This is a genomic window from Longimicrobium sp., assembly GCA_036387335.1.
GTDB lineage: Bacteria > Gemmatimonadota > Gemmatimonadetes > Longimicrobiales > Longimicrobiaceae > Longimicrobium.
The window spans coordinates 1-6,000 of the sequence record DASVTZ010000228.1 but is presented as its reverse complement, the minus strand read 5'-3'; the positions used below and the strand labels follow the sequence as shown (position 1 = coordinate 6,000).

At 70.8% G+C, this 6,000-nt stretch carries 4 protein-coding genes; 3 read left to right on the top strand and 1 reads right to left on the bottom strand.

Annotation, left to right across the window (positions count from 1 at the left end; all coding sequences use genetic code 11):
- Positions 1-206: 206 nt before the first annotated feature.
- Positions 207-1,187 (bottom strand): GntR family transcriptional regulator, encoded by a 981-nt coding sequence (locus VF647_23260; protein HEX8455016.1) that lies wholly within the window; start codon positions 1,185-1,187, stop codon positions 207-209.
- A gap of 279 nt (positions 1,188-1,466) precedes the next feature.
- Between VF647_23260 and VF647_23255 the strand changes: the two genes are divergently transcribed.
- The 3 genes from VF647_23255 (at position 1,467) to VF647_23245 (ending at position 5,943) form a co-directional block, all read left to right on the top strand.
- Positions 1,467-2,792, top strand: coding sequence for a hemolysin family protein (locus tag VF647_23255; protein ID HEX8455015.1), 1,326 nt, complete (start codon positions 1,467-1,469; stop codon positions 2,790-2,792).
- Positions 2,785-4,113, top strand: coding sequence for a hemolysin family protein (locus VF647_23250; protein HEX8455014.1), 1,329 nt, complete (start codon positions 2,785-2,787; stop codon positions 4,111-4,113). Before VF647_23255 ends, VF647_23250 begins: the two co-directional genes overlap by 8 nt.
- Before the next feature lie 135 nt (positions 4,114-4,248).
- On the top strand, positions 4,249-5,943 hold the full coding sequence (locus VF647_23245) for a glycosyl hydrolase family 8 (GenBank protein HEX8455013.1): 1,695 nt from the start codon (positions 4,249-4,251) through the stop codon (positions 5,941-5,943).
- The last annotated feature ends 57 nt before the right edge of the window (positions 5,944-6,000 follow it).

Below are 6,000 nucleotides of genomic sequence, written 5' to 3'. Positions count from 1 at the left end.
GCGATAAATCGCGCCCGTGCCGGATCTGTGCGGGGCGAAGGGTAGTTCTCCCCCTCACCCGCCCTGCGCCCCCGCAGGCGGGGGAGGGGGCCGGGGGGAGGGGGCCTTTCGCATTCAGCCCCCTCTCTCGATAACAGAGGGCGGAGCCCTCTCCTGTTATCGGGAGAGGGGGCAGGCGAGTGTAACGAGCCGGGGGTGAGGGCCCCTCAGTTGTCCGCCGACCCCTCGATCCCGCGCGCGCCCGTGCCCGACGCCTCCACGTTCAGCCGGATCAGCAGGCCCAGCAGCTCGCGCGCGGTCTGCGGGGAGAGGGTGGGGGAGTGGGGGACGAGGAGGGGGAGGCGCACCTCGCCCAGGCGGGCGCGGGCGGCGCGGGTCAGCATCACCGGCTCGCGCGGGTCCAGCGCGGCCACCGCTTCAGGGTCGTCGGCCAGGACGACGCGGAGCTGCTCGGGGCGCTCGATGAGGTCGGTGTACATGGCGCGCATGCGGTTGCCGAACTCGGCCTCAACGGCCACGATCGTCACCCCGCTCTCGCGCAGGCGGCGCTGCACGGTGTCGACCACCTCGGAGTTCACCGTCAGCGTGACGGCGGGGATCCCCACGTTCTCCGCGGCCTTGCGCACCAGGCGCGAGTGGTAGCTCGTGGTGACCACCATGTGCACGGCGCGCAGGGCGTCCTCCACTCCGTGGAACTCCACCGAGCGGTCGGGGCGGGGGAGGGGGACGGGCGAGATCCGCACCGGCACCGGGTCCAGCCCGAAGTCGTTGGAGAGCTCGTGGCAGTAGGCGGTCATCTGGTCCTCGTTGCTCTCCACTACCGCGCACCGGATGCGCGCGGTGGTGGTGCAGCGGCGGATCAGCTCCGGGACCTCGTGCACCGTCATCCGGCGCTTCCACGCCTCCACCAGCACCCCGGCCATCCACCGCGCCGTCTCCGCCAGCAGCTCGCCGCCCAGCTGGTCCTGCGGCGCCAGGTACACGCCGGAGCGCCCGCGGACCTCCACCAGCCCCTCGTCTTCCAGGGTGCGGTAGGCCTGCGCCACCACCCGGTGGTCCACCCCCATCTCGCGCCACAGGGCGCGGATGCTGGGGAGGCGGTCTCCGGGGTGGAGGAGGCCCAGGTGCAGGGCGTTGAGGATGCGGTCGCGGAGCCGGTCGCTCAGCTCGGTTACCGGGTCGGTCACTCGCGTCTCCTGGGGGCGTGGTACGGCGCGATGCCGCACGCTGTGCATGGGATGGCGACAAAAGTGGCCCCGGAAGCCGGGCCTCCGCAAGGCGCGCGGAATGTTCCGTGCGTGCAGGGGCGCGGATGCCTGGGCGCGCCACACGTCTTGCGTGCGGCGCGCCCACCCCGTAGCGTGCGGATGCGCCGGTGCGCCCGCCTCCCCAAGCCCCTGCTTGACTTGCGAACGTCTGCGGCCGCGTACCGCGGGTTGCGACCCCACTCTCCCCGCTGAGGAGCGATGCTGGGGCCTTTCTTCGTCATCTGCATCCTCGTCGTCCTCACCGCCTTCTACGTGGCCGCGGAGTTCGCGGCGGTCTCGGTGCGCAAGGGCCGCATCCGGCAGAGCGCCGAGGACGGCGACGCCCTTTCCGTGCGCCTGCTTCCCATCCTGGAAGACCCGGTCAAGCTGGACCGGTACATCTCGGCCAGCCAGATGGGGATCACCCTCACCAGCCTGCTGGTGGGCGCCTTCGCGCAGGCCACCATCGCGGTGCGGCTGGCGCCCATCTTCGAGGGGTGGGGATGGTTCGGGAGGGCCGGCTCCATATCGGCCGCCACCATCGTGGTGCTGGTGGTGCTGACCTCCGCGCAGATGGTGCTGAGCGAGCTGGTGCCCAAGTACCTCGCACTCGCCAGGCCCACCGAGGTGGCGCGCTTCACCGTGCTGCCGATGACCTGGTCGCTGCGCGCGTTCTCCTTCTTCCTCAACATCCTCAACGCCAGCGCCGCGTTCGTGCTGCGCCGCGTGGGGCTGGAGGCGGTGGGGCACGGCCACATCCACTCGCCCGAGGAGATCGACCTGCTGATCGCCGAGAGCCGCGACGGCGGGCTGCTGGAGCCGGACGAGCACCGGCGGCTGCGGCGCGCGCTGCAGCTGGGCATCCGCCCCGCGAGGCACCTGATGGTCCCGCGGCAGGAGATCGCGGCGGTGGACCTGGACACGCCGGTGGAGGAGGCGATGAAGATCATGGGCGCCTCGCCCTACACCCGCCTCCCCGTCTACCGCGGCGACATCGACCACTTCGTGGGGCTCCTGCACACGCGCGACCTCTTCGTGCGCCGGCTCGATCCCACGCCGCTCGCCTCGCTGGCGCCGCTGGTGCGCCCCATCCTCTCGGTGCCGGAGAACGTGACGGCCGAGGCGCTGCTGGCCCGCATGCGCGAGGGGCGCAGCCACCAGGCGCTGGTGCTGGACGAGTTCGGCGGCGTGAGCGGGCTGGTGACGCTGGACGACGTGCTCACCGAGGTGATGGGCGGGATCGCGGACGAGTTCAAGGGCGAGGACCCCGGCCCGGAGGTGCTCTCCGACGGCCGCGTGCGCCTTCCCGGCTACCTGCGGCTGGACGAGGTGGAGCCCTGGATCGGCGTGCTGCTGGAAGGCGAGTCGGACACGCTGGGCGGGCGCGTGACGGAGGAGCTGGGCCGCGTGCCGGACCCGGGGGCGCAGGTGACGATCGACGGGGTGGCACTGGAGGTGGAGGCGGTGGAGCACCACGCCGTCACCTGGGTGGTCGCCACCCCGCTCGTCCCGTTGAGGCCGCACGACGAGGACGCCGATGGGTGAGCTGCTGACCGTCGCCATCGTGCTGGCGCTGGTGGTGGCCAACGGGCTCTTCGTGGCGGCGGAGTTCGCCATCGTGGGGGTGCCGCGCGTGGCCATCGAGCGCCGCGCCGCCGCCGGCGACCGCGTGGCGCGCACGGTGCTCGGCATCCTGCGCGACAACCGCCGCCGCGACCGCTTCATCGCCACCGCGCAGCTCGGCATCACCGTGGCGTCGCTGGGGCTGGGCATGTACGGCGAGCACAAGCTGGCGGAGTGGATCGGCCGGGGGCTGCACTCGGCCGGGGCGGGGGAGTGGCGCTGGCTTCCCGCGCACTCGCTGGCGAGCGTGCTGGCCGTCATCATCCTCACCTACCTGCACATCGTGCTGGGGGAGATGATCCCCAAGTCGATCGCCCTGCAGCGCTCGGAGCGCACGGTGCTCTGGGTGACGCCGGTGCTCCTGCTGGTGCAGCGGATCACCCTCCTCCTCATCATCGTCCTGTCGTTCCTGGGCAACGCGCTGCTGCGCCGCTTCGGCATCAACCGCGCGGGGCTGCAGCCCGAGCAGGTGAGGACGCCGGAGGAGCTGCAGTACATCATCCGCGAGAGCGAGGCGGGGGGGATGCTGCGCCGCGACACCGCCAACGTGGTGCAGGAGCTGCTGGAGCTGGGCGACCTGACGGCGGGCGAGGTGATGGTGCCGCGCGTGCGGATCACGGGCCTTCCCGTGGGCGCCAGCTTCGAGCAGGTGACCCGCATCGTGCGGAGCACGCCGCACACGCGCTACCCCATCTACGCGGAAAGCCTGGACAACATCGTGGGGATGGTGCACATCAAGGATCTCTTCCACCGCCTCCGCCAGGGGCGCGCCGTGCACGCCAACGATGCCCGCCCCGTCCCCTACGTCCCCGAGACCGCCGACATCGACACCGTCCTCCACGCCATGCGCACCGCGCGCACCCAGCTGGCCGTCGTCATGGATGAGCACGGCGGCACCGCGGGGATCGTGACCATCGAGGACCTCTTCGAAGAGGTGGTGGGCGAGATCGAGGAGGGGCTGCACACCCGCCCCGAGGTCTTTCGCGACGAGGAGGGCCGCGTGGTGGCCCAGGGCACCGTGCGGCTGGACGAGGTGGGCGACTTCCTGGGCGTGGTGCTGGAGCACGAGGAAGTGGACACCGTAAGTGGCTTGGTGCTGGCCGAATTGGAGCGCCCCCCCCTCGTAGGCGACACCGTGGAGTACGACGGCGTCTGCTTCGAAGTCACGGAAGTGGAGGGCCACGGCGTGCGGCAGGTCGTCGTCACCGCGGTCAGGCCCCCGCTGCCGGGGCCGCCGGTGTAAACATAAGCCGTTACAAACAAAGGCGGAAAGCGGTGCCCGCGGGGCATGTGTCTTGCCCCCCGTCGCGGGCACCAGCCGCATTTGAGTGCCTCCATGGTGCACGCACCCGCGCGGCTCAACCACGTGAGGTGTTGCATGCACTACCGTCACATCGTCCCTGCCGCGCTGGCGCTGGTGGCCGCCCTCTCCGCTTGCCAGGACGGCGAGCTCATGGGGCCGGCCATGCGCGGCGGGCCCCCCGCGGCGCCGCGCCTGCTGGCCAGCGGCGCCAGCTCCAACTACGCGTACACCTGCCACCGCAGCATCGCGCCCAACCAGGCCACGGCCAACCAGCGGCTGGACGAGCTGTACGCCGACTGGAAGACGAAGTACGTGAGGACGGCCGGCGCCGGAAAGCGCGTGCTGGCGACGATGAACGCCGACACCTCCAGGACGTTCTCCGAAGGGCAGGGGTACGGGATGCTCCTGGCCGCCTACTTCGGCGACAAGCCGGTGTTCGACGGGCTCTGGGCATACGCCAAGAGCTACTCCAACCCCGCGCGCGGCCATACGCTGATGCCCTGGGAGATCCTGTCCAACGGAACCGTCCCGGGCGCGGGCGACTTCGCCACGGACGGCGACGAGGACATCGCCTTCGCGCTCCTGGTGGCGGACTTCCGGTGGGGCGGCTACAAGACCGACGCGACCGCGCTGATCAACGCGCTCCTCACCTACGGCGTAGAGGCGGACAACACGATCAACGCCGGCCCGTGGGCCACCAACGACGACGTGAACCCCTCGTACTTCGATCCGGCATACTACAAGGCGTTCGCCATCTACACCGGGAACTCCCGCTGGAACGACGTGGCGGCTCGCTCGCACGTGGTGCTCAACAACATCGAAACGTTCAAGGCCGGGCGGCGTCTACTCCCGGACTGGTCAACCGTTTCCGGCGACACCGCCGTCCACCGCGACTCCGCGCAGGACCACCGGTATGGCTACGATGCCGTGCGGGTGCCCTGGCGCATGGCCAAGGACGCGGTGTGGAACTGCGATCCCGACGCGCGTGCGCGCCTCGACCGCATGAACGCGCTGTGGACGGAAAAGGGCGGCGTCAGCGGCATCCGCGACGAGTACACGCTGGAGGGTGCCGAGGTCAACCCCACCTGGCACAGCGACACCTTCAACGCGATGGCGGCGGCGGGCTCCATCGTGTCGCCGAACCGCACGTTCGTAGAGGCGTTCTACACCGACGCGGCCGACGTGCCGAGCTGGGACGTAGGCTACTTCCCAGACCACCTGCGGCTCCTGGGGCTGTTGCTGGCGACCGGAAACATGCCACACCCCTTCTACACCCTGGTCGAGTCGTTCGAATCGGGGCAGATGACGGGGTGGAGGGGATACGCGGGCACCGGCTCCACCGCGACGGCGACGGTGGTGGCTCCGGGGGGGCGCAGCAGCCGGTACGCGGTCAAGCTGGACTACGCCATCTCGTCGTACGGCGGGCTGATCCGCGAGTACACCACGTCGCAGGACTGGAGGTACCACGCCGGCATCCGCTTCCGCTTCAAGGGGAGCGGCACCGGCAACTGGATCCAGGTGGAGCTGCAGGACAACCGCGGCCCGGACCCGATCACCGGCGCGTCCGAAACGTTCATCTGGGGCTTCACCGACAACCAGACGACGTGGAGGGAGATCACGATCCCGTGGACCGCGTTCACCCGCAACTCGTGGCAGGCCACGGGCGCGCCCAACGACGGGCTGACGCTCAGCCAGGTGTGGGGCCTCGCCTTCACGCCCGGGGGCACCGGAAGCTTCCAGGTGGACGAGGTCGCGCTCACGAAGTGGTGAGCCTCGCGCGCAGACGCACGCAAAACGCCCCTCCCCCAGGCAGTTTTGGGGGAGGGG

What these genes read in the sequence shown, in the direction of transcription:
- VF647_23255 (HEX8455015.1), top strand. Translation starts at nt 1,467, where the DNA reads ATGCTGGGGCCTTTCTTCGTCATCTGCATCCTCGTCGTCCTCACCGCC.
- VF647_23245 (HEX8455013.1), top strand. Translation starts at nt 4,249, where the DNA reads ATGCACTACCGTCACATCGTCCCTGCCGCGCTGGCGCTGGTGGCCGCC.
- VF647_23250 (HEX8455014.1), top strand. Translation starts at nt 2,785, where the DNA reads ATGGGTGAGCTGCTGACCGTCGCCATCGTGCTGGCGCTGGTGGTGGCC.